Source organism: Sporosarcina sp. Marseille-Q4063, from assembly GCF_018309085.1.
GTDB lineage: Bacteria > Bacillota > Bacilli > Bacillales_A > Planococcaceae > Sporosarcina.
Genome location: NZ_CP070502.1, coordinates 459,937 through 480,965 on the forward strand (window position 1 = coordinate 459,937; position 21,029 = coordinate 480,965).

Below are 21,029 nucleotides of genomic sequence, written 5' to 3' on the forward strand. Positions count from 1 at the left end.
TACCTTATACTAGATTATAATAGCTATTACTAGATTATAAGAGGAGATGATGATTTTGAGTAGATTTGGAAAAATTGCATTCTTATTCGTTCTAATTTTTGTTCTCGCCTCAGATTTTTCTAAAACAGAAGCGCAATCAGAGACAGCAATCATTGATACTGATCGTCTCAATGTCCGTTCCGGTCCGGGTCTTTCTTACGGCGTGATATCCACGTTAACTAAAAAAGACAAAGTCAGTATATTGTCGTCTCACGGCGATTGGTACGAGATAAAATTCAAAGGTAAAAAAGGTTGGATAGCTAAGTGGTACACGATTAACGCTAATGAGAAAAAAGGTGTTTCAACAATCACGTCCCAAGTTAATCATTTGAATGTACGAGCCAAGCCTTCTACCTCATCACCCGTACTGAAACAAATGAATACCGGCGACGTTGCTACGAAAACGGGCGAACAAGGTGAATGGACAAGCGTTAATGTCAACGGAGTTGAAGGTTGGGTACATACAAACTATATTTCTACTAAGTCTCAAGCCAAAGTAAACAAGTCTAGCAACCCTTCAAAAGAACTTAATTATTTTACGGTAGCAGTAAACGGTCTGAATGTTCGCAGTCATGGCGATTTATCATCCAAACGGATTGACCTTATTAAAAAAGGCAGCACATACAAAGTTCTCGAAAAAAGCGGAAACTGGGTTAAACTTGAACTTGGCAAAGGAAAAAGCGGATGGGTTTACTCTTTCCACGGTAAACTTTCCACTAAAAAATCGAATTATACAGATGTGAAAACAACACCTAAGAACGTTTATATTCTATCAGATGGTACAAACCTTCGTAAAAATGCTTCAACTTCTTCAAAAGTTATCATGCGAGCGAACGCAGGCAATCAGTTTCCTATCGTTTCTGAAACAAAAGATTGGTATGGAGTAAAATTACCATCCGGGGAAACTGCATTTGTAGCAGGTTGGGTTGTTTCTATCAATGACGAACAAGCCGCAAAGACAAAACCAATCAAGAAGAATCGCGTAGCAGGGACTTTAAATGGGTTAACCATTGTCATTGATCCAGGCCACGGCGGGTTTGACACCGGCACGATAGGCGTCAGTGGAACTTTCGAAAAGAGCGTGACACAACGAACTTCCGAAATGCTAGCGAGCAAGTTAAGATCTGCTGGTGCAAATGTAATCCTTACACGTAATATGGATACATTCATTTCTCTTCAAAGACGTGTATCAATTAGTCATCAATATGACGCGGACGCTTTTATTAGTGTTCATTATGACGCTTCAATTGACTCATCAATAAACGGCTTTACAACTTATTATACACACAGTTATCAAAGACAACTCGCGGTGGCGGTGAATAACGGACTAGGTTCTACCATATCGCTACGCAACCGCGGCGCTCAGCCAGCGAATTATTTAGTTCTACGTGAAAATAGACAAAATGCTATTTTACTAGAACTAGGATTTTTATCAAATGCAGTCGAAGAAAGCAACGTCAACAACGAAAGCTTCCGTGAACGAGCTACTCAAGGAATTTATCAAGGACTCATTACATTCTTTGATAACCAGTTATAATAATTATAAAAGTGTACGAGGATAAACTTCCCCGTACACTTTTTAAATTCGTCAAACGACTAATGCTGTCCCCAAACGACCAAAGCAGCCTTTGAAACGACTAAAGGCCCGCCAAAGCGAGCCTTTTCAAAAATTTATATAGTTGCTTTACTTATCTATTTCGAGAATCAATAATAATCGTCACTGGTCCATCATTCACCAAATCAACATCCATCATAGCACCGAAAATACCCGTTTCTACTTTCAAACCTTCCTGTTCAAGCAACTCATTAAAAGTATCCCACAACTCATCTGCTTGCTCAGGCCGGGCCGCATCAATATAACTTGGGCGTCTTCCTTTTGATGTGTTGGCATACAATGTGAATTGCGACACTGAAAGTATGTCGCCGCCTACTTCAAGAATAGAATGATTCATCTTTCCTTCATCATCTTCCCATAATCGAAGGTTTGCAACCTTACCCGCAATGTATGTTGCATCTTCTAACGTATCGTCGTGTGTGATTCCAACGAGAAGCACGTATCCTTTTTCAATTGACCCGGTGACTTCCCCGTCTACTTTGACGGAAGCCGGGCCAGTTCGTTGCAAAACAACCCTCATCTAGTACCCCATCCTAACTTAATTAATAACACGTTCAACAGAATATATATCAGGAACTTGTTTAATTCGATCCACAATTCGATGCAAATGTGCGATATTCGTAATTTTTATCGTCATATTGATTTTTGCAATGCTTTCTCGATCTGCTTTTCCACTTACCGCAACGATCGGCGTTTTTGTTTCCGCTACAACCATCATGACTTCATTGAGCAAACCTTGGCGATCGAAAGCCGAAATTTCAATATCCACTTGAAACTCTTTTCTTTCTTCCGCATGCTCTACAGCCCACTCAACTTCAATAATCCGGTCGGAATCTTCATCAGCGATAATGTTCGGACAATCCGTACGGTGAACAGAAACGCCCCGTCCTTTTGTTATGAACCCCGTAATGTCATCTCCTGGAACTGGATTGCAACATTTTGATAAGCGGATCAATAAATTATCGATTCCTTTAACAATGACACCCGATTCAGTAGTCTGCTTCTTTTGAGCCGTATTTTGTATGTCCGTGACAATTTTATTGATTGTATTTTGTTCTTGGCGTTCTTTTCTCAATTTTTCCGACAAACGATTGACGACCTGCTCAGCGGTAATTCCATTAAATCCAACCGCTGCACACATATCTTCTTCGGAAGCAAAATTGAATTTATCGCAAACGCGTTCGATATTTTGAGTAGATAAAACCTCTTTAACAATAAAGTCTTGCGCTCTTATTTCTTTTTCGATTAAGTCTCGACCTTTAACAACATTTTCTGCACGGAGTTGTTTCTTAAAGTATTGACGAATTTTATTTTTCGCCTGAGATGAATTAGCTATTTTCAACCAATCGCGGCTTGGTCCGAATGACTGTTTAGAGGTTAATATTTCGATAATATCCCCTGTATGCAGTTCAGTATCAAGAGGCACCATTTTACCGTTCACTTTAGCGCCAATGGTCCTGTTACCGATTTCTGAGTGAACGCGATAGGCAAAGTCGATCGGCACCGATCCTGCCGGGAGTTCCAATACATCACTTTGTGGTGTGAATACATAAATCATGTCGGAAAATAAATCGAATTTTAAGGATTCCATAAATTCTTCCGCATCCGAAGATTCGTTTTGAAATTCAAGTATTTCTCTGAACCATGTCAATTTGGAATCGAGATCTTTCGCGTCATTGGAAAGAGATTTACCTTCTTTATATGCCCAGTGAGCGGCAACCCCGTACTCAGCGATTTTATGCATTTCTGCAGTTCGAATTTGCACTTCTAGAGGATCTCCGCCCGGTCCAACAACTGTTGTATGAAGCGACTGATATAAATTTTGTTTGGGCATCGCAATATAATCTTTGAATCTACCTGGCATCGGCTTCCAAAGTGTATGAATAATTCCTAGGACCGCATAGAAATCTTTTATACTTGAAACGATTATTCGAACAGCAAGTAAATCGTAAATTTCATTAAACTCTTTTCCTTGAATAACCATTTTACGATAAATGGAATATAAATGTTTTGGACGACCCGAAAGATCGGATTCGATATTCATATTGCCGATTTCACTTTTAATTTGACTCATTATATCAGCTAAATAATCTTCCCGCTCCGCACGTTTCCGGTTCATCAAGTTGACAATCCGATAATATTGTTGCGGTTTTAAATAACGAAGCGCAATGTCTTCAAGCTCCCATTTAATCGCAGAAATACCGAGTCTATGCGCTAATGGTGCAAAAATCTCTAGCGTTTCAGCCGCAACTCGGCGTTGTTTTTCCGGTGCTACATGTTTTAAGGTACGCATATTATGTAAACGATCAGCAAGTTTAATCAGAATGACCCGTATGTCCTGCGCCATTGCGATGAACATTTTCCGATGATTCTCGGCTTGTTTTTCTTCTTTGGATTTAAATTTCAGTTTTTCAAGTTTCGTCACACCGTCAACAAGCATGGCGACTTCTTCCCCGAATTCACGAATAATATCTTCACGGGCAATGTCAGTATCTTCGACGACATCATGAAGAAACCCAGCGGCAACCGTTGATGGGTCCATCTCCAATTCAGCGAGAATCCCGGCAACTTGAATTGGGTGGAGAATATAAGCTTCGCCTGAGCTTCTAAATTGTCCTTCATGGGCAGATTTCGACGCTTCGTACGCTTTTTTTACAAAGTTCACATGCTCTTCATTCATGTATGAAGAAACAAGTTCAAATATTTCTTCTGCCGTCATGTCACGATCTTTCGCCATAATAATACTCCTCCAAATAGATCAGCAATGAGAGCTAAAAAAGGTAACAACATTCCTGCTCCATTCCTACATAGTACGAAAAAATGATAATACTCTTATTGTATGTATAAATGCTTGCATTTGTAAAGCAGGGCGTACAGAAAAATCCCCCGCAACCTGAGCGGAGGACCTCTATTAGTACGTCATTAGCGCACGCATGTCATATCCAGAAAGTTTTTCACGACCATTTAAATAAGACAATTCTATCAAAAATGCACAACCCGCTACAACGCCGCCTAGTTTTTCAACTAACTCGATTGTTGCACCGATTGTTCCGCCTGTAGCAAGTAAATCATCCACTATAAGGACGCGCTGACCTGGTTTAATAGCGTCGCTGTGAATCGTTAATGTATCTGTTCCGTATTCCAAATCGTAATTGACACTTATTGTTTCACGCGGCAATTTACCTGGCTTACGCACAGGCGCAAATCCAATTTCGAGCGCATAAGCCACGGGACACCCAATGATAAATCCTCGTGCTTCAGGCCCTACAATAATATCTGTTTCGACTTCTTTTGCAAATTTCACTATTTCGTCTGTAGCAAATTTATATGCCTCGCCATTATCCATAATTGTTGTGATATCTTTAAAACTGATACCTTCTTTAGGATAATTTGGGACAACTGTTACATAATCTTTTAAATTCATGAGTGAATTTCCTCCCCGACATTTGTGCCGCTACGTATTGTATCGAACCATGATTTCAATTCCATATAAGGTGCATAAAGCAACCGTTCTTCGAGTTCCATTTGACTCTTTCTCTCTATATAAGCGGGCGCTTCTTTTAAATCACGCTTTTCGGTCGTCTCAGCAATGGATATTAGTCCATCCTTAATAGTAACAAATCCTAGTTCAGAAAACACCTTTGACATGAAATTAATTGAATCATTTCTCCAACCTTTATGTTTTGCAAGTTTTTCACCGTTTAGTACAAAGTCGAAGTTTCCACGGCTTTTAATGAAACTATAATACCAGCCAAATTGCTCACGACTCGGTAACCCATCAAAATAACGCGATTCAGGAACATGGAAGTGCGCATAAATCCGTTCTGGAATGTATTCCTTAACGATTTCTTCTAAAAGCGAGACATTTGTCGGTATATCCAACAATACAATATTCGTTGCCTTTGATGCTACCTCTTCCCCGTAAAGATGAATCGGATTGCCGTTCAATACAGGTCGAAATTGTTCAATGGTATTTTTCTGAAACGCAATATAAGTAGTATTGACCATTGGAATTGTATGTAACCACCTTGATGCTTCTCGAATTCCCCGCAGATCAAATAGTTGCCATTCATCGGATAAAATATCACGAACGAGTAGCTGCGGTTTTTTATTGCCATTCCATTCATTCACCTGTAAATCACCGACAACAGATAATTTTACATTCGGCGTAATTTGATCTGCGATGTCACCAATTCCAAAACCGATTGTATCGAGCGACAATCCTCCGTCGGTCAAGTCAAGTTTCATATGATTTTTTGCCGCTCCGATTTTTCTGACAGAACCGGCAATTAAATCTTCAAATAAGTAGGTCGGTTTTTCAAAACCCATTCCGAATGGACGGAGTAACTCTAATTTCTCGAGAGTTGGTACATCGATTTCGTCTAAGGTTAACGGAACATCAATTGAAAGTTTTGGTATGAGTTGTTCCTTGCTCAAAACCGATTCAGCTTGACGATTTAAATTTTCACGGAGTAAAGAAAGATTTTCAATAGTTACAGTCATTCCAGCAGCCATTGGGTGTCCGCCATATCCAGCGAGAATATGTGCATTCTCAGTTAGTTCTTCGTACATATTGAAACCATCGATGCTTCGTGCTGATCCTTTTGCAATGCCAGCCTCTGAATCTATCGATAGAACAATTGATGGACGATAATATTTTTCGGTTAATCGTGAAGCGACAATTCCTACAACGCCTGAATTCCAATTTTCTTTCGCGATGACAAAAACTTTTGGAATTTCATTGCCGTACATTTCTGAAATGATTGCTTCAGCCTCTTTTGTAATCGTGGATACAAGAGCTTGTCTTTCTTTATTTAAAGAATCTAATTTTTCAGCGAGTCCCGTTGCAACCCCAACATCATCAGTTTTCAATAAATCCACTGCAGGTGATGCGTCACCAAGTCGTCCGACCGCATTTAGTCGTGGACCGATCATAAAACCGATTGTCTCTTCCGTGAGTTGAGATTGTTCCGTCCCGGCGATTTTTGTCAACGCTTGTATAGCAGGTTTTCTGGATGAGCGAAGACGTCTTATGCCTTCTTTCACAAAATATCTGTTCTCTCCTCTTAAAGGCACTAGGTCGGCAACCGTGCCAATCGCAACAAATTCCAATAAATCATAAGGAATTTCATCGAGCAGCGCACAAGCAAGTTTAAATGCAACTCCTACCCCTGCAAGATCTGTAAATGGATAATTCCCATTTGGATGACGTGGATGAATAATTGCATCCGCGTCCGGCCATGTTTCACCAGCTTCATGATGGTCTGTAATTATGACCTTCATACCTAGTGTCTTTGCAAATGCGACTTCATCAATACCAGAGACACCGTTATCTACCGTAACAATAACAGAAGCACCTTTATTGTATATTTCTTGGAATAAATCCTTATGCGGTCCGTACCCATGTTCAAATCGATCTGGGATCACAAAAAACACATCCGCCCCCAGTTGTTCTAGAGCCGTTGACAATACAGCGATACTAGTCACTCCGTCGGCGTCGTAATCTCCATAGATCGCAATCTTTTCTTTATGTTCAATCGCATTTTTAAGAATTGTAACTGCGTTTTCCATGTCATTCATCAAATATGGGTCGTGCATAGACGATTCATCCATATGTAAAAATAATTTTGCTTCTTCCGGATCAGTAATTCCTCTAGAGGCAAGTATTTTTGCATGCACTGTCGGAATCGCTAATGCAGATGACAGTTTTTCAACAACAGTTTCATCTGGACGTTCAATCATCCATTTATTTTTTGATTCAATCAACACTTTCACATCCTTAACTCTATTATAACGGATGATAGTGTTTGTGAGTAATTTTTTGGTTGGATTAGTAGTTAGAATTAGTGTTATTCAATAAAAAAGTGACAAACGTTAAAGCTTACGGATTTAGTGCCGACTGCATTCTACAATTACAGTTTTCAAAAAAATCCTCATTAATCACGCTTCGGCGCTGGTGGATGCCTCCCGCAATAAGCCAGGTAGAAAACCACTACCTTTATCAAAGCCTGTATAATTTCTGCAAGGTGCACAGAAAATATACAAACCGAACCCTTCGCTGTTCGGTTGGCTACCACTTGCAAGGCGCCTACGCTGGTTTACAATAACTAGATTGTTGACGTTTCTTGTTGAATACAGATTCAATTTCTTAATAATGGTTATATCGAGAGCTATTTGAACAAAAGTTATTCTTTAAACACTCTTTTCATTGTAAATAGATAATTGAATTGATAGATAATATTTAATAAACTACCCCGTATAGTGAAAAGTAGTTGATTGGAGTGGAGGGCGGCGACTCCAGCGGAATCAGCGAAGTGCGAAAGAGAAGTTCACTCTTTCCTGGCCCGCAACGGAAATCAATGACAATGTTCAGCTACTCTTATTCTTTAGACAGCGATTTACAAACAAATAAAAAGTATGGAAGGAACTTCTGAAATTCCTTCCATACTTTTATTTTTGACTTTTAGTCAATTTCTTTAACTTCATCAGGATCCATGGCAGGTACTAGTTTTTGCAACTCCATGATTTGATTTTGCTGTGCTGCGATTGTTAATTCTTTTGCATTCATTTCTCTTAATAATTCCTTGATGCGGTGTTTCGCGAGAACAGATCGGAACATCGCAACAATTCCACTGATTGCTGCACCTAGTAGTGCCGAACATAAAATAATAAGTACGAGTGGCCATTCAGATGTGCCGAATGCATAATTTACTGGAACTGAATCAACATTCAATACTGAAAAGATCGCGATAATAATAGCAAATAAAAGTCCGAGTAGCCATGTCCATTGAAATTTCATAAAAGATTCCCCTTTCCATCCAAAAACAGGATATAAATGAGTATACCCTGTTTCCCTTGATTCTGAAACCATTTATATATCATGTTATTTTGATTTCATCATTATTCAAATGCTAACTAAGTAAACTGCCAAAAAATATGATGAAAATTAATACGCCTGAAAAGATTAGACTAAAAACAATAGTGAAGAGACTTCTTGTTCCTGCCTTCCATCCATCAACGTCTTTTAAACCGATAAGCCCCAGAAAAAATGCTATGGACGTTATGACTAAAACAATTTTCAAAGGATGAAACCCCATGATTTTTGAAAAAGCACCAATTAAACTCGGTGATAATGTCGCAATAAAAAATAAGGGAATACAAAATAATGCTATTAAAAAGGACCACAAATTAATATTAATTTTCATAAATATCTCTCCCCAATTTTGGCATCCAAAAACAGGATATACATTGTGTATATCCTGTTTCTGATTAAGATGGGATTAATTTATACAACAGGTTCGTCCGATCCCCATTGCTTTTTCTCTTTGTCCACTTTAATGGTACCTTTTTTATTTATTTCGCGTTTCTTCAATGCAAACCAAATTTGTGCTGAGATGAAGATTGATGAATATGTTCCAGCAAGTAGTCCAATTAACAGTGCAATCGAGAAGTTTTGAATCGACTCTGCACCTAAGAACATTAATGCGACTACAACTAATATTACTGTAAGAACCGTGTTCACAGAACGACCCAATGTTTGTCGTAGTGATTTATTAACAATATCTGCAAGTGCATCTGCATTATCGATTTTGCCGATGCGGTTCAAGTTCTCCCGTATCCGGTCAAATGTAACGATTGTATCGTTAATGGAATAACCGATTATCGTTAATACTGCCGCGACAAATGTAATGTCGACTTCAAGTCGAAGTATACTAAAGAACGCAATCATAAAGAATGCATCGTGGAACAATCCGATGATCGAGGCGACCCCCATTCTCCACTCGAATCGGAAGGCTACGTATATAATAATTCCGATTGCTGCAAATAAAAGTGCTTTAATCGCATTTTGAACGAGCTCTTTTCCGACTGTAGAGGATACGGAGCTGACATTCGGCTCGGCGCCATAAACAGATGAGACTTCAGATTTAACTTTATTTATTTCCTCTTGTGAAAACTCTTCTGAGTATCTGACGACTCCAATTGATTTATCCTCTCCGGAAATAACGATATCCGTAGATGGATGACCAATTGAACTGACATATTCAGATACTTCTTCAGTTGTTAATGGTTTATCGGCCATAATTTCAACGCGCGTACCACTGGAGAAGTCGATTCCAAGATTCAACTTAAACACGCCGAGCATAATAGCTCCTGTGATAAGTAAAATGATTGAAATTGCGAAAAAGCGTTTTCTGTTATGAACGAAATCTAATCGATCAAATTTCGTCGTAAGGTCGAGCGTATCCACTTCATCTTCCGGTGGATTGACGCGGCTTTTCGCTATACCGAATAAACCTGGTTTGTTATCGAGTTTCCCACTTCTAACAAGAAGCCCTAGTAGTAAACGTGATCCCCAAACCGCTGTTAGGAAACTCACCAGAATACTGATAATGAGCATTAACGCAAATCCTTTAACAGAGCTTGTCCCGAAGACAAATAGAACTATTGCTGCAATGATTGTCGTAATGTTCGCATCCAAAATTGCGGTGAACGCTGATTTCGCACCAGATTGGAACGCTTCAAAGACAGATTTACCGACCCGCAATTCTTCCCGTATTCGTTCATACGTTAAAATGTTTGCATCGACTGCCATACCGACCCCGAGCATGAGTGCTGCTATCCCTGGAAGCGTCAGAACCGCATTTATGCCTGTAAAGACGACTAAGATTAAATAAATGTAGACAGATAGTGTAACAACTGCGATAAGGCCCGGAATGCGATAGTAAAGAACCATAAATATGAAGATTAAAGAAATACCAATAATACCAGCTAAGATTGTTTTATTCAGTGCTTGCTCACCAAATTGGGCACCGACGGATGTTGAGTAGATTTCCACAAGTTTAACCGGTAAGGCTCCAGCATTTAATATTCCTGCGAGTTCCTTTGTTTCTTCCACTGTGAAAGAACCACTAATTTCTACATTTGCAGAATGAATTGGTTTGTCAACCCTAGGCGCAGAGACGAACGCCGGATCTGGCTTCATGATTTCTTCTTGATAAGAATCGACACCTTCTTCAAAATCCAACCATATAACCAATATATTTTTGCCTTGCGGTTTTAATTTTGCAAGTTCAGTCGTGACCTCGCCGAATTTATTCGGATCTTTCATTTCAAGCGTAACAACAGGACTACCATCTTGGCGAAAATCTGCTTTCGCTTTACCTTCTTTCAAATCCGTACCATCAAGAATGAGATTGTCATCTGTATCTCTGAATGTTAGATTTGCTTGTGTAGAAAGCAGTTCACGAGCAGATTCTTGGTCTTCAACACCAGCTAGCTGAACGCGAATTCGATTATTCGATTCGATTTGAATTGACGGCTCACTAACCCCAAGGACGTCAATACGTTTTCGTAATGCCCCCGCCGTGTCGCTAACCATGCTTTCAGTGACCTTTTTATCTTCATCACCTTTTAACGGTTCGACTTGATACAAGACTTCAAATCCGCCTTGTAAATCTAGTCCGAGTTTTACATCTTTTAATATCGGATTTACTGTCGTTCCTATCGTCGCGGCGAAAATGACGAGTAGTAGTAAAAACGATACAATCCGTCCTCTAGTCTTCATAGTGAAAATTCCCCCTCATTCTGATGAGTGGTACTTCTATTTTATGTACGCACTCGAAAAACACAATAACCTTATTATGAAACACAGGACACTACGTGTCAATTAGACATGTTCATTTCTTATTCTTCATTTTCAACATCTTTTTTGGGATTAAGAAGAATTTGTAAATCAGTACTGTTCAAATCCGAAAACCAATCCGAATTACGTTGGGCTTCGATTTGCGTGTACGTCATGAATGCAGCGGGCAATATTTGTAAAATGTCATTCGTGATTTGATAACTTCTCATCTCGCTCACATCTTTTTTTCGCCATATTTTGCGTACACAGTAAATCCAAATGTCCTCAACCGTTACCGTTGTATAGCCGTACAAATGAAATTCGTTCATTTTGCTTTGAAGTGCAGGAAGCATTTTCGTATATATAGGACCATGTTCTGTACTCATCTTCCCCAACCCCTCCCCTGACAGTCTTATGTACATGCTTATCCGCTATGTTAAGTATACCAAATAACTAACATTATGTGACATGTATTTTTTCAAAATTCGTCAAATTAAAAACAAGCTGTCAAGTAGTCGAGAATGAAATGACTACAGACAGCTTGTTTATTCCAAATTAAACTTGAAATTTACTTTTTAATGATAATTATATCTGCTTCTTGACTATCAACATGACCCAACTTATTAATACCGATTTCTTCACCTTCAAATAAATTCGTGAAAATGATTGGCGTAATAATTGAAGTTGCATGCTCTTTGATATATTCAAGGTCAACTTGAAGTAATGGTTGACCGATTTCAATACGATCATCTTGTGCAACAAGTGCCTCAAAGCCTTTACCTTCCAACTTGACTGTATCGATTCCAACATGTATCAAAATTTCCCTGCCTGAATCGGATAGAATGCCAATCGCATGTTTTGTCGGGAATAAACTAACGACTTTACCATTTACTGGTGAAACAATTGTACCTTCAGAAGGAACGATGGCAAATCCGTCACCCATCATTTTTTCAGCAAATACAGCATCTGGAACTTCAGACAACGGTTTAATTTCCCCTTGAATCGGTGAAACGAATAGGTCGGCAACATCAGAACTTACATTCACAACATCAGTTGTAGCCGACTCAGAAATTGCTTCAGCTCTTGGACTTTTACCACTTATAACATCCTGCATTTGCCCCTTAATGATTTCAGAACGCGGACCAAAGATTGCTTGAATATTGTTTCCAACTTCTAGCACCCCTGCTGCGCCCAATTTTTGCAATTCTTTTTTATCAACATTTTTTACATCTTTGACAGAAACACGAAGTCGAGTAATACAAGCATCTAGATTCGTAATGTTTTCTTGTCCGCCCATCGCGGCAAGAATATTATAAGGTAGATCACTAGCACTGCCTGCATTTCCGCCTTCTTCCCCATCTTCACCATCATCTGTCTCACGTCCCGGCGTCATAAGATTGAACTTGCTGATCATGAAGCGGAACAAGATATAATAAATTACCGCGAAGACCAGACCAAGTAAAATCGCTATCCACCAAGATTCTCTACCCGGTAATATACCGAATAAGAAGAAGTCAATGGCTCCCCCTGAAAACGTGTAACCAACATGAACTTGGAAGAAAGTCATCAATACAAATGATAAACCATCTAGCACCGCATGAATTAAGAAAAGAATCGGTGATAAGAATAAAAATGAAAATTCAAGTGGTTCTGTAATACCTGTTAAAAACGAAGTTAATGCACCTGATCCCAATAAACCAGCTACCAGTTTCTTTCTTTCTGGACGTGCTGCATGGTACATAGCAAGTGCCGCAGCCGGTAATCCAAACATCATAATCGGGAATTCCCCACCCATGAAGTTTCCAGCTGTTAATTGAACCCCGTCTTTCAATTGTGCAAAGAAGATCGTCATATCTCCACGAACTACCGCACCTGCAGCCGTCGTATACGAACCGAATTCATACCAAAACGGAGCATGGAAGATATGATGCAATCCAAACGGAATTAAAAGACGTTTGATGAAACCAAAGAAAAACACAGCAATATACGTACCTTCATCTAATAGCCAAAGAGACGCATTGTTCATCGCCGCTTGTACAGGTGGCCAAATAACGAGTAGCGCCAATCCTGCTACGAAAGCAATTCCAGCTGTAGCAATTGGAACGAATCTTTTCCCCGCAAAGAACCCCAGGAATGAAGGCATTTCAATATCATGAAATTTGTTATAACTAAATGCGGCGATTAAACCAACAATAATTCCGCCGAACACACCGGTTTGTAATGTCGGAATACCGAATACCAGTGCGAAACTAGGATCATCAGTCAACATATCTGGCGTAATGCCCAACCAAGAACTCATGACTTGATTTAACACCAAGTACCCGACAAGTGCTGCTAATGCCGCAGCCCCGTCTCTAGCAAGCCCGATTGCAACACCTATCGCAAAAATAAGCGGTAAATTACCGAATATGATTCCACCAGCATCTTCCATGACCGTTGCAGTCAATTGAATCCAATCCGCTGACAAAAACGGCATGAAATTGAGCATTGTTTCTTGTTGCGCGGCATTACCAATACCTAGTAATAGCCCCGCCGCGGGTAATAAAGCAACAGGAAGCATTAACGCTTGACCTACTTTTTGCAATACCCCAAAAGACTTTTTAAACATTTTAAATACCTCCCACTTAATTATGCAGTCATTAGATTTTTGCAATAAAAAAAGGCATGAGAAAAAGAAATCGAAATAAGTTTAAGGATCTCTCCTAAACTCAAAATCAATTATCTTCTTACTCATGCCTGATCGTATCAGTAACACGTAAAAGATTATTATTAAATTAGGTAACTACGTGATGAATCTAATGCTTTGATAAAATGATTGTAGCATAATGATTCCAACGTGACAATCTTTTAATCTATATATTGCTTTTTTGCATGTAAGCGCTGCAAATGAAGGGTTAAATAAACAGCTTCTGCATCCTGAACATCTTTTTGAAGTGATTGTTGCATCACTTTGATCAATTTCCATGCAAGATTGTAACAGACCGGGTATTCCGCTTTTAACACATCCGTGATTTTTAAAGGTTCATTCACTTTTTCCCCTCGTACCATCCGCTCAATTGCATAACGAAGATGACGGATTAAACGCGTGTAGTCAATACTGCTTTTATCGATTTCTAAATCGAGTTGCTCTTCAATTATGTTGATCAATTTCACAATTAGCGCCGAATGCGCGGTTAAATCACCGACATTCTTATTTTCAATGGCACTATGTATGTGTAAAGCAATGAAACCTATTTCGCCTTCAGGCAAGTCGATGCTTAGTTTTTCATTGACCATCGCGGTAACTTCTTCTGCAATTTTATATTCATTCGGATAAAGCGCTTTTGTTTCCAACAAAAATGGATTTCGAATCATTAACCCTTGTTTCATTCGATTAATGGCGAATGCCAAGTGGTCAGTGAGCGCGATGTGAATGTTTTCGTTCAATGGCATGCCAGCTCTTTCACGAATGACTTCAACTACTGAAATCAGCATTTTTATCGTTTCCTCGTCAATTGTCGATAGAAGTTGTTTGTATTGCGCTTGTTTTTCAGGATCGTTCAATACAAACATTTTTTCCACTTGTCCATGATTTATCGATTCGCCGACTTTTTTCCCGAACCCGATTCCGCTTCCGATTAACACAACTTCATTACCGTCGAGGTCAGACGCGATCAAGACGTTATTATTCAATGATTTTTGTACTTCATATTTTTTCATGACTAATCCCCTATAATTTTCTATCTCTATAATACCATTTATCTTTCCGGATGGTACTTGGATGAAGTAATAACAATAATTAAGAAGCATAGAATTGTAGAAGCCTAAAATTACTTACTGCTCTGTAAATTTCTTGAATCTAGAAGGAGTTGTTGTATTTGTCTTCATTCATCCGCGGAACAGCCGTCTTAATGGTTGCTGTATTTATGTCCAAACTATTAGGGTTTGTATTCCGAATTCAGTTTATGCGCATTGCGGGCGAAGAAGCTGTCGGTATTTATATGACAGCCTATCCCGCATTTATCTTTTTTCTATCTCTTGTGCAACTCGGTATACCGGTTGCAATTGCAAAAGTGATTGCTGAACATAAAGCAAAAGGCGAACTCGATAAAATTTCAGCTGTTATGAAAACAGCTGTTTTTATGACTTTTTTAACAGCTATTGTTTTTATACCAGCATCCATCGCATTTGTTCCTTATTTAGCGGGCACATTATTGGGAAATCCAGCATCCGCATCGGCGTTATATGCAGGAATCGCGATTGTTCCGATTGCAGCGATCGGCGGATTAATACGCGGATATTTTCAAGGCATTACACGCATCGAAGAAACAGCCTGGTCACAAATCATTGAACAATTTTTCCGCATTCTATTAATTACGTACATGTTGCCTTTTATTCTTTCACCCGACAACATGGCAATGAATGCTGCGTATGCGATGTTTATTACGATGCTAGCAGAAATTACTTCCGTTCTCTATTTATTATTTAAGTATCGCCAACATCGAAAACGAAAAGCAAACGAGAAAATCGAGAAAAAACCAAAACGCTATCCCTTTGAACCGATTCTTGAAATCGCGTTGCCCTCGTCTGGTAGCCGATTATTCGGGACGTTCACTTGGTTTTTAGAACCGATCATTTTTTTACGTGCGCTTTCAATGTCAGGAATTACAGCGATTGCCGCTACTTCTTTGTATGGAATCATTTCAGGTGTGCTCATTCCGCTATTACTATTCCCGGCTTTTATACCGTACGCATTATCTATCGTTTTAGTACCGGCAGTGAGCGGAGCCGCAGCTTCTAGTAATAAGAAAAAATTAAAGGAACGCATTCATTTAGCACTTCGTTTATCGGCAATTACCGGAACTTTTGCGGCGGCTGTATTTTTCGTGCATGGACAGGTGCTTGCAGAAAAATTGTTTCGCATTACAGAAGGCGGATCTTATATGACGATATTGGCACCCGTGTTTTTCTTTTATTATATCCAAGGTCCTTTATACTCGATTTTACAATCGACTGGGGATGCAAAAGCTGGAATGATGAACTCGGTGTACGGCGGGATTGCGAAACTTGCAGTCATGTTTGTGCTCGCTTCCCAACCTGGTATCCAAGAAACGGGAGCGGTGCTAGCAATCGGATTCGGTGTATTAATAACATCATTTCTTCATATCGCCACACTTCGGAAAAATAAAGCCACGGCCACAGGCTTTACTATGTTCGCACTTCCCTATTTCTCTTTTGTCATGACAGCGATTATGCGGCCCATCTTCATTCCCCTTGGAAAATTTGGCCTTATCACGGATTGTCTTATAACTACGTTGTTTTTAACTGTCATCTTGATTTTAACGCGCCAATTACGAATGAACGATTTTATGTTATTCAAAAAACTCTTGAAACGAAGTTATTGAAATTCCTCTTTTAATTGATATTGAAAGGTGCCTTTTTCATACGAACAATAAAAAATATGTTTGATGTCGTTGATGCCCAATTTAGTTAATTCGTCGACTAATTGTTGTTCAGTGACGCCAACGATTTCAATATGTCGATTCTGTATGATTCCATCGCTAATAAGCGCCAGAACGGGTTGTGTATCTTCTTTGGTAAATACAGAAAGATTTCCAGATGGCTCTAAAAATGCAAACGTCACTTCACGGACGGAACCAATTTGTTGCTCTCTAAGCTGTTGGAATAGGTCGTCGAGATTATAGCGTTGTCGTCTCATCTCGCCCTCTAATATTTTTCCATTTCGTATAATAACCGATGGATCACCATCAACAAGGTCGCGGAATTTTTTACTTTTCAATGATATAAAAGACGAGATTAGTTGGATGACTAGAAGTAAAAGGATTGGAAAAACCGTGTGAAATAATTTATTTCTTGGATCCTCAATTGCAATTGCTGCTACCTCAGCCATAATTATAAAAACAACAACGTCTAATATGCCGAGTTCGCCGACTTCCCTTTTCCCCATTACACGCAAGACAAGTAATATAAAAAAGTATAAAAAGAAAGTTCGAAAACCGATTATTAATAAATCATTCAAAGAAATCTCCCTCCCCTAAAGAGGATACCCAAACAGATTCATCACATATACAAAAAATAAGGAAAATAAAAAGACGGGTATAAGATTTGGATGCTTCCATATCTCAACCGTCTTTATTATTTTTATTATGCTTGTTCAGTAACGCGACCAACGGCTTGTCTATCAAAGCGCAGTGTTGTTCCATCTGCAACTTTCAAATACACCGTCAATTCGTCAACTGCATCAATCGATCCGTGAATTCCACCGATTGTAATAACTTGGTCCCCGCGTTTCAGCTGGCTCTGCATCGATTTTGTTTCTTTTTGACGCTTTTGAGCTGGTCTGATCAGGAAAAACCACATGATTGCAAACATTGCTATGAACGGTAAAAGCCCCATAAGTGTGTCCATTATAATCCCCCTTTCAACCAAGATATATTATACAAGATTTAGAAGTTTTTTGCATTAGGTTTATTAAATCCATAACGCTCAAAAAATTCTTCGCGGAAATCGCCAAGACTGTCTGTGCGAATTGCATCTCGTACTTGCTCCATCAAATTTAATAGGAAGTACAAGTTATGATAAGACGTTAGTCGAATTCCAAAAGTTTCTTCAGCTCGAATTAAATGATGAATGTACGCGCGACTATAGTTTTTACATACATGACAGTCACAATTCGGGTCTAGCGGACCAAAATCGCGGCTGTATTTTGCATTGCGCACAACAAGTCTGCCTTCACTCGTCATCAGTGTGCCATTACGAGCGATACGTGTCGGCAAAACACAGTCGAACATATCAATTCCACGAATTGCACCGTCAATGAGAGATCCCGGTGAACCGACACCCATCAAATAACGCGGCTTATCCTGCGGAAGAAGCGGAGTTGTAAACTCTAATACTTCATTCATGACTTCTTTTGATTCCCCTACCGATAAACCACCAATGGCATAACCAGGGAAATCCATTGAAATAAGGTCTTTGGCGCTTTGTTTACGAAGTTCTTCAAACTCCCCGCCTTGAACGATGCCAAACAATGCTTGATCATTTGGACGTCCGTGCGCCGTCAAGCAACGTTCTGCCCATCGTGACGTTCGTTCCACACTTGCTTTCATGTACTCGAATGTCGCTGGATACGGCGGGCATTCATCGAAAGCCATCATAATATCCGCACCGAGTGCATTTTGTATTTCAGTTGCCTTTTCAGGACTTAAGAAAAGCTTGCTGCCATTTAAGTGATGGCGAAAATGAACGCCTTCTTCTTCAATTGTTCTAAATTTACTCAAAGAAAACACTTGGAATCCGCCAGAATCTGTTAAAATCGGCTTGTCCCAATTCATGAATTTATGCAATCCACCGGCTTCTTTAATTATTTCGTGCCCCGGGCGTAACCATAAGTGATACGTATTGCTTAAGATGATGCCAGAGCCGATTTCCTTTAATTCCTCTGGAGACATCGTTTTCACGGTCGCTTGCGTTCCGACGGGCATAAATGTCGGTGTTTCGAAAGAGCCGTGTGGCGTATGGACAATCCCGAGACGTGCGCCGGTCTGTTTACATGTTTTTATATGTTCGTAAGTAACTGCTGGTGTCATTGATCTGAATCCTTTCTGTTTGGAGGCCTTATGAACATCGCATCTCCAAAACTGAAAAAGCGATAGTTCTCCTCAATTGCCGAGTGATAAGCAGCGAGAATATGCTCCCTTGACGTAAGTGCCGAAACGAGCATCAGTAATGTCGATTTAGGCAAATGGAAATTTGTTAATAAGCCGTCGACAATTGTAAATTGATAGCCAGGATAAATGAATATCGACGTCCATCCGCTGGAAGCGACTATTTTTCCACCGTGCTCAGTGCCGATTGTTTCTAGCGTTCGAGCCGATGTCGTCCCGACTGCAATAATTCTACCGCCGCGTTCTTTCGTTGTATTAATCGCAGCAGCTGTTTCTTCTGTCACATGATAATATTCGGCATGCATGGTGTGATCTTCTATTGAATCGACGCTTACCGGACGAAAAGTTCCAAGGCCGACATGGAGCGTTATAAATGCGACTTCCACGCCTTTTCCACGAATTTCTTCTAATAATTCATCCGTGAAATGCAACCCCGCAGTTGGAGCCGCAGCTGAGCCGCGTTCTTTCGCAAAAACGGTTTGGTAACGTTCTTTATCATCAAGTGTTTCTGTAATATACGGCGGCAGTGGCATGCTTCCAAGTTTATCAAGAATTTCATGAAAAATCCCGTCATAAGTAAATTTGAATACGCGTCCGCCTTGCTCAAGAATTTCCGTACATTCCGCTTTCAATAAACCATCGCCAAATGTAACGGTATTTCCAAGTTTAATACGTTTCGCCGGTTTTACAAGTGTTTCCCACTCGTCTTCCCCATTTTCTTTCAATAGAAGAATTTCGATTGCGGCTCCTGTTTCCTCTTTCACACCCATTAGTCGGGCCGGAAGTACGCGCGTATCATTTAAAACGAGCAAATCGCCTGTTTCTAGTTCATCAAGAAAACCTGAAAATTGCTTATGTTCAATTGCGCCCGTTTCTTTATCCAGAACCAACAGTCGGCTTGCTGTTCGATCTTTCAACGGCGTTTGCGCAATCAATTCTTCAGGTAAATGAAAATCAAAATCGTTTACATTCATTGCATTGTTGCCACCTTACTATCAAATATTAGGTTTTTCAGGAATAACGTATCCAAAATGAGTATACGCATAATTTGTTACAACTCTACCACGCGGCGTACGTTGAATGAAACCAATTTGCAATAAATAGGGTTCGTATACGTCTTCAATCGTGACAGATTCTTCTCCGATGCTTGCGGCAATCGTATCGATCCCGACAGGCCCGCCTCGGAATTGCTCAATCATTCCCGTAATAAGTTTATGATCAATATGGTCCAGTCCATGCGAATCAACCTGGAGCATTTCAAGCGCATTTTGTGCAGTATCAAGCGAAATCTTTCCGTCACCGCGCACTTGTGCAAAATCGCGCACGCGTCGCAATAACCGATTGGCGATTCGCGGCGTTCCGCGTGAACGTTTCGCCATTTCAACTGCGGCTTCACGGTCGATAGAAACGTCAAAAACAGACGCGCTTCTCACGACGATTTCCGTTAGCGGTTCCTCCTCATAAAACTCCAACCTTAACGGAACCCCAAAACGGTCCCTCAGGGGTGCTGACAAAGCGCCTGCGCGCGTCGTCGCGCCGATTAAGGTGAACGGCGGGAGGTCGAGCCTAATGGAACGAGCGGACGGTCCTTTCCCGACAACGATGTCTAAACAAAAATCTTCCATCGCGGGATAAAGCACTTCTTCAATCGCCCGATTCAGCCGGTGAATTTCATCAATGAATAAGACATCTCCAGGTTCAAGGGAAGAAAGGACTGCCGCCAAATCACCCGGACGTTCAATCGCGGGACCGCTCGTCATTCGAATGTTGACGTTCATTTCATTCGCGATGACTGTGGCGAGCGTCGTTTTCCCGAGTCCCGGCGGCCCGTACAATAGAACGTGATCCAGGCTTTCGCTCCTGCCTTTTGCCGCTTCGATAAAAATGCTTAAATTGTCCTTCACCTTTTCTTGTCCAATATATTGGTTAAGGAGTTGCGGTCTAAGCGACTGTTCAAACCCCTCATCAAATTCTGTGGTTTCCCCTGTTATGACACGGTCCTCCATCGTACACCATCCTTTTTATAGGTAACTATTTTTCCTGAAAGAAATAGGTAACTATTATTAAAAATCAACCTGTTACTTTT

General features: G+C 40.1%; 17 protein-coding genes. 2 read left to right on the plus strand and 15 right to left on the minus strand.

Going from position 1 to position 21,029, the window contains the following annotated elements; translation table 11 throughout:
• The first annotated feature begins 55 nt into the window (after positions 1-55).
• The gene (locus JSQ81_RS02375) at positions 56-1,576 is read left to right on the plus strand and encodes an N-acetylmuramoyl-L-alanine amidase family protein (RefSeq protein WP_212606142.1); all 1,521 of its coding nucleotides are present in this window, start codon (positions 56-58) and stop codon (positions 1,574-1,576) included.
• 151 nt (positions 1,577-1,727) lie between these two features.
• Here the strand turns inward: JSQ81_RS02375 and dtd are convergent, their stop codons facing one another.
• The 10 genes from dtd to glcT form a co-directional block, all read right to left on the minus strand.
• Positions 1,728-2,174 (minus strand): D-aminoacyl-tRNA deacylase, encoded by a 447-nt coding sequence (dtd, locus tag JSQ81_RS02380; RefSeq protein WP_212606143.1) that lies wholly within the window; start codon positions 2,172-2,174, stop codon positions 1,728-1,730.
• Positions 2,175-2,192: 18 nt separating this feature from the next.
• Entirely contained in the window at positions 2,193-4,391 is a 2,199-nt protein-coding gene (locus JSQ81_RS02385) for a RelA/SpoT family protein (protein WP_212606144.1), read from the minus strand.
• 174 nt (positions 4,392-4,565) lie between these two features.
• On the minus strand, positions 4,566-5,078 hold the full coding sequence (locus tag JSQ81_RS02390) for an adenine phosphoribosyltransferase (protein WP_212606145.1): 513 nt from the start codon (positions 5,076-5,078) through the stop codon (positions 4,566-4,568).
• Positions 5,075-7,420 carry a single-stranded-DNA-specific exonuclease RecJ gene (gene recJ, locus JSQ81_RS02395; RefSeq protein WP_212606146.1) on the minus strand — a complete coding sequence of 782 codons (2,346 nt, stop codon included), beginning with the start codon at positions 7,418-7,420 and terminating at the stop codon, positions 5,075-5,077. Before recJ ends, JSQ81_RS02390 begins: the two co-directional genes overlap by 4 nt.
• A 697-nt stretch (positions 7,421-8,117) precedes the next feature.
• A complete protein-coding gene (locus JSQ81_RS02400; protein WP_212606147.1) occupies positions 8,118-8,453 on the minus strand; it encodes a LapA family protein in 336 nt (111 codons plus the stop codon).
• Positions 8,454-8,565: 112 nt separating this feature from the next.
• Positions 8,566-8,859 carry a hypothetical protein gene (locus tag JSQ81_RS02405; protein WP_212606148.1) on the minus strand — a complete coding sequence of 98 codons (294 nt, stop codon included), beginning with the start codon at positions 8,857-8,859 and terminating at the stop codon, positions 8,566-8,568.
• Positions 8,860-8,939: 80 nt separating this feature from the next.
• Positions 8,940-11,219: a protein translocase subunit SecDF gene (gene secDF, locus JSQ81_RS02410; RefSeq protein WP_212606149.1), complete on the minus strand. Its 2,280-nt coding sequence runs from the start codon at positions 11,217-11,219 to the stop codon at positions 8,940-8,942.
• 119 nt (positions 11,220-11,338) lie between these two features.
• Positions 11,339-11,662, minus strand: a complete 324-nt coding sequence (locus JSQ81_RS02415; protein WP_212606150.1) for a post-transcriptional regulator — start codon at positions 11,660-11,662, stop codon at positions 11,339-11,341.
• A gap of 182 nt (positions 11,663-11,844) precedes the next feature.
• Positions 11,845-13,884 carry a glucose-specific PTS transporter subunit IIBC gene (gene ptsG / locus JSQ81_RS02420; protein WP_212606151.1) on the minus strand — a complete coding sequence of 680 codons (2,040 nt, stop codon included), beginning with the start codon at positions 13,882-13,884 and terminating at the stop codon, positions 11,845-11,847.
• Between the two features lie 239 nt (positions 13,885-14,123).
• The gene (gene glcT / locus JSQ81_RS02425) at positions 14,124-14,975 is read right to left on the minus strand and encodes a glucose PTS transporter transcription antiterminator GlcT (RefSeq protein ID WP_212606152.1); all 852 of its coding nucleotides are present in this window, start codon (positions 14,973-14,975) and stop codon (positions 14,124-14,126) included.
• 158 nt (positions 14,976-15,133) lie between these two features.
• On the opposite strand from glcT, the gene JSQ81_RS02430 reads away from it, so the two are divergent.
• Positions 15,134-16,660, plus strand: a complete 1,527-nt coding sequence (locus tag JSQ81_RS02430; protein ID WP_212606153.1) for a putative polysaccharide biosynthesis protein — start codon at positions 15,134-15,136, stop codon at positions 16,658-16,660.
• Here the strand turns inward: JSQ81_RS02430 and JSQ81_RS02435 are convergent.
• The 5 genes from JSQ81_RS02435 to ruvB form a co-directional block, all read right to left on the minus strand.
• A complete protein-coding gene (locus JSQ81_RS02435) occupies positions 16,654-17,295 on the minus strand; it encodes a DUF421 domain-containing protein (RefSeq protein WP_212606154.1) in 642 nt (213 codons plus the stop codon). The genes JSQ81_RS02430 and JSQ81_RS02435 overlap by 7 nt on opposite strands.
• Positions 17,296-17,420: 125 nt before the next feature.
• Positions 17,421-17,684: a preprotein translocase subunit YajC gene (gene yajC / locus JSQ81_RS02440; RefSeq protein ID WP_212606155.1), complete on the minus strand. Its 264-nt coding sequence runs from the start codon at positions 17,682-17,684 to the stop codon at positions 17,421-17,423.
• A gap of 38 nt (positions 17,685-17,722) precedes the next feature.
• On the minus strand, positions 17,723-18,865 hold the full coding sequence (gene tgt, locus JSQ81_RS02445; protein WP_212606156.1) for a tRNA guanosine(34) transglycosylase Tgt: 1,143 nt from the start codon (positions 18,863-18,865) through the stop codon (positions 17,723-17,725).
• Positions 18,862-19,917 carry a tRNA preQ1(34) S-adenosylmethionine ribosyltransferase-isomerase QueA gene (gene queA, locus JSQ81_RS02450; protein WP_212606157.1) on the minus strand — a complete coding sequence of 352 codons (1,056 nt, stop codon included), beginning with the start codon at positions 19,915-19,917 and terminating at the stop codon, positions 18,862-18,864. Before queA ends, tgt begins: the two co-directional genes overlap by 4 nt.
• A 21-nt stretch (positions 19,918-19,938) precedes the next feature.
• The gene (ruvB, locus tag JSQ81_RS02455; RefSeq protein ID WP_212606158.1) at positions 19,939-20,949 is read right to left on the minus strand and encodes a Holliday junction branch migration DNA helicase RuvB; all 1,011 of its coding nucleotides are present in this window, start codon (positions 20,947-20,949) and stop codon (positions 19,939-19,941) included.
• Positions 20,950-21,029 lie beyond the last annotated feature (80 nt).

Coding starts and splice junctions, on each gene's coding strand:
- glcT (WP_212606152.1), bottom strand. CDS start 14,975: ATGAAAAAATATGAAGTACAAAAATCATTGAATAATAACGTCTTGATC.
- secDF (WP_212606149.1), bottom strand. CDS start 11,219: ATGAAGACTAGAGGACGGATTGTATCGTTTTTACTACTACTCGTCATT.
- JSQ81_RS02385 (WP_212606144.1), bottom strand. CDS start 4,391: ATGGCGAAAGATCGTGACATGACGGCAGAAGAAATATTTGAACTTGTT.
- queA (WP_212606157.1), bottom strand. CDS start 19,917: ATGAATGTAAACGATTTTGATTTTCATTTACCTGAAGAATTGATTGCG.
- ptsG (WP_212606151.1), bottom strand. CDS start 13,884: ATGTTTAAAAAGTCTTTTGGGGTATTGCAAAAAGTAGGTCAAGCGTTA.
- JSQ81_RS02415 (WP_212606150.1), bottom strand. CDS start 11,662: ATGAGTACAGAACATGGTCCTATATATACGAAAATGCTTCCTGCACTT.
- yajC (WP_212606155.1), bottom strand. CDS start 17,684: ATGGACACACTTATGGGGCTTTTACCGTTCATAGCAATGTTTGCAATC.
- JSQ81_RS02400 (WP_212606147.1), bottom strand. CDS start 8,453: ATGAAATTTCAATGGACATGGCTACTCGGACTTTTATTTGCTATTATT.
- JSQ81_RS02405 (WP_212606148.1), bottom strand. CDS start 8,859: ATGAAAATTAATATTAATTTGTGGTCCTTTTTAATAGCATTATTTTGT.
- tgt (WP_212606156.1), bottom strand. CDS start 18,865: ATGACACCAGCAGTTACTTACGAACATATAAAAACATGTAAACAGACC.
- ruvB (WP_212606158.1), bottom strand. CDS start 20,949: ATGGAGGACCGTGTCATAACAGGGGAAACCACAGAATTTGATGAGGGG.
- dtd (WP_212606143.1), bottom strand. CDS start 2,174: ATGAGGGTTGTTTTGCAACGAACTGGCCCGGCTTCCGTCAAAGTAGAC.
- JSQ81_RS02390 (WP_212606145.1), bottom strand. CDS start 5,078: ATGAATTTAAAAGATTATGTAACAGTTGTCCCAAATTATCCTAAAGAA.